1 protein-coding gene is annotated in these 390 nt (G+C 52.1%); it reads left to right on the forward strand.

All coding sequences use genetic code 11. The features are described 5' to 3' along the window. On the forward strand, positions 1-390 hold a 390-nt coding region (locus NE591_RS13105), incomplete at both ends, for a hypothetical protein (RefSeq protein ID WP_256156846.1).

Here is a 390-nt window from a genome sequence, read left to right on the forward strand (position 1 = left end):
TTCCAATCATGAGCGCTGCCATCACGCTGTTAGCGACCATGATTGGAATCATTGTCTTCTCCGTGCTCGTAGTGGCGGTGCGTTACGCCCTGAAATTCTTTAGGGTCTCAAATACTTCGCTCAAAGCTACCGTACGATCAATGGATCAGCGGGTTGCGCGCTTGAGAGCGATGAGCGCTTCTTGCCAGAATGGTGAGCTTTCAGACTTTGCCATGAGGGTCGCAGATGGTCTTCGTTTTGGCGATAGCTCGATCGTCTTACCGCTTGATGGCGAAATCGATGATGCCATAGAGAGGGCGCATCAAGCGATACGCATACATGACGTTTCGGCAGCCGAAAGGGAGGTCAATCAGATTGCGTGCCTTACTCAACAACGTCGAGCGGAAGAGG

The organism is Adlercreutzia sp. DFI.6.23 (assembly GCF_024462535.1).
Taxonomy (GTDB): Bacteria; Actinomycetota; Coriobacteriia; order Coriobacteriales; family Eggerthellaceae; genus Adlercreutzia; species Adlercreutzia rubneri.